We start from the raw sequence: 2,445 nt of genomic DNA on the forward strand, positions 1-2,445 counted from the left end.
TGCGCTTTTTGTATTGGCTTGGAAACTTGCTTCGCGGTGATCTTGGTGTCTCTTATGTCAATAATGTCCCGATTGCAGATTTGCTGGGTAACCGGCTGGTGAATTCGCTGAAGCTTGCCGGTGTGACGGCTGCGATCTCGGTACCGGTTGCCTTGTTTCTTGGCATTACGGCTGCAATCATGCGGGGTACGATTTACGATCGCCTTGTTTCGATTATTACGATTTCGGTTATTTCGGTGCCGGAATTCATGGTCGCAACCATCGCAGTGATTGTGTTTGCGGTTTATCTGGGCTGGCTTCCCGCTCTTTCGATGGCCAATGAGGTGACATCCTTTCTTGGGCTCCTCAAAGTCTTTGCCATGCCGGTCATCACCCTTAGTTTTGTGATTTCGGCGCAGATGATCCGCATGACACGAGCAGCGGTTCTTGAAACACTCAACACAGCCTATGTCGAGATGGCGCTTTTGAAGGGGGCTTCACGCAGTCGGATGGTGATTGTGCATGCCTTGCCCAATGCACTTGGGCCCATTGTGAATGCGGTGGCTTTATCGCTGTCTTATTTGCTTGGCGGTGTGATTATCGTTGAAACCATCTTCAATTATCCTGGCATTGCCAAGCTGATGCTTGATGCTGTTGCAACGCGTGATCTGCCGCTTATTCAGACCTGTGCGATGATCTTTTGTTTTGGCTATCTTCTGCTCATCACCATAGCCGACCTTATTGCCATCGTTTCAAACCCGAGGCTGCGATAATCATGACCGCTTCTGTTTCAAGTCAGCGCAAGTCAAAATCTCCCCGCTTTGGTTATCGCGTTAATCTGGTTGGTACGGTTTCGTTCCTGATCATCCTGTGCTGGGCACTGGTCGCCATTGCGGCACCCTGGATCGCGCCGCATCCGGTTGGAGAGATTGTCGATTTTGATTTCTTTGGCCCTATAAGTGCCCAGTTTCCGCTGGGGACTGATTATCTGGGCCGCGATATGCTCTCGCGGATTATCTATGGCGCACGCTTTACCGTTGGCATCTCGCTTGCGGCGGTGTTTCTGGCCTGTTTCTTTGGTGTGACGCTTGGAATGAGCGCTGCAGTGATTGGCGGATGGTTTGATTCCGCCCTGAGCCGCTTTCTGGATGCGCTGACATCGATACCGAGCAAGATCCTTGCATTGGTTATTGTGGCTGGTGTGGGGTCTTCGATCCCGATCCTGATTATCACGATGGCAGTGATTTACACGCCGGGCAGTTATCGCTTTGCCCGTGCATTGGCGATCAACATCAACACCATGGATTATGTGACGGTTGCCCGCGCACGTGGGGAGAAGATTGGCTACCTTATTCGCTCTGAGATCTTGCCGGGCATTATCGGACCGGTTCTGGCTGATTTTGGTTTGCGGTTTGTGTTTATCGTTCTGCTGTTGTCGAGCATGTCCTTTCTTGGGCTTGGTGTTCAGCCACCCTTTGCTGACTGGGGCGCGTTGGTGAAAGAAAATATCGGTGGCCTCTCCTTTGCCGCGCCTGCCGTGGTGTTTCCTTCGATTGCCATTGCAAGCCTCACCATCAGCGTTAATCTGCTGATTGATAATCTTCCGCAAAAGATCCGCGACAGGAGTGAATGAATGCGTAATCTTGTCGAGATCAAAAACCTTCGTGTGGATGCAAAGACGGATGCAGGACGCACGGTTGAGATCATCCGTGATGTCAGTTTTGAGATTGCAGAAGGGGAGATTGTTGCCCTTATTGGCGAGAGTGGTTCTGGAAAGACGACGATTGCGCTCACATTGATGGGTTACACGCGTCCGGGTTGTCGCATAACGAGCGGCACAATAGCGCTTGCAGGGCAGGACATTGTCACGCTTTCGGAGGGCAAACGGGCAGCCAAGCGTGGGACGGAAGTGTCTTATGTTCCGCAAAGTGCTGCAGCCTCGTTTAACCCCGCCCACCGCATCATGGATCAGGTCATTGAGGTGACGAAGATCCACAAGCTGATGTCGAAGGAGGAGGCACGCAAGAAGGCTGTTGAACTGTTCAAGGCGCTTGCCTTGCCCCATGCTGAAACGATTGGCGATCGCTATCCGCATCAGGTGTCGGGCGGGCAATTACAGCGGCTTTCCGCAGCCATGGCGCTTATTGGCGGCCCCAAGCTTGTGATTTTTGATGAGCCGACGACGGCCCTTGATGTCACGACACAGATTGAAGTGTTGCGTGCGTTCAAATCGGTGATGAAGAAGCAGCATATTGCCGGTGTTTATGTCTCCCACGATCTTGCGGTTGTGGCTCAGATTGCAGATCGGATTGTGGTGCTTAAGGGTGGGGAAATCCAGGAAATGGGTTCCACACAAGATATTCTGCATAATCCGCAGCATCCTTATACGAAGGAACTGCTGGCAGCCTTTGAGCCTGTCGCTCATGCGCGTGCAACAATGGATGAGCAGGAGAGGCAAAGCCCCGC

At 52.3% G+C, this 2,445-nt stretch carries 3 protein-coding genes; all 3 read left to right on the plus strand.

The window, feature by feature from the left end; translation table 11 throughout:
• On the plus strand, nucleotides 1-752 hold a 752-nt coding region (locus tag QSJ70_RS27270), incomplete at its 5' end, for an ABC transporter permease (RefSeq protein WP_285541341.1).
• 2 nt (nucleotides 753-754) lie between these two features.
• Nucleotides 755-1,612 (plus strand): ABC transporter permease, encoded by an 858-nt coding sequence (locus tag QSJ70_RS27275; protein ID WP_285541344.1) that lies wholly within the window; start codon nucleotides 755-757, stop codon nucleotides 1,610-1,612.
• Nucleotides 1,613-2,445: ABC transporter ATP-binding protein (locus QSJ70_RS27280; RefSeq protein ID WP_285541347.1), on the plus strand; the 833-nt coding region annotated here is incomplete at its 3' end.

The sequence above is a fragment of the Brucella sp. NBRC 12950 genome, from assembly GCF_030268145.1.
In the GTDB taxonomy this organism is placed as follows: Bacteria; Pseudomonadota; Alphaproteobacteria; order Rhizobiales; family Rhizobiaceae; genus Brucella.

What these genes read in the sequence shown, in the direction of transcription:
- QSJ70_RS27275 (WP_285541344.1), top strand. Translation starts at nt 755, where the DNA reads ATGACCGCTTCTGTTTCAAGTCAGCGCAAGTCAAAATCTCCCCGCTTT.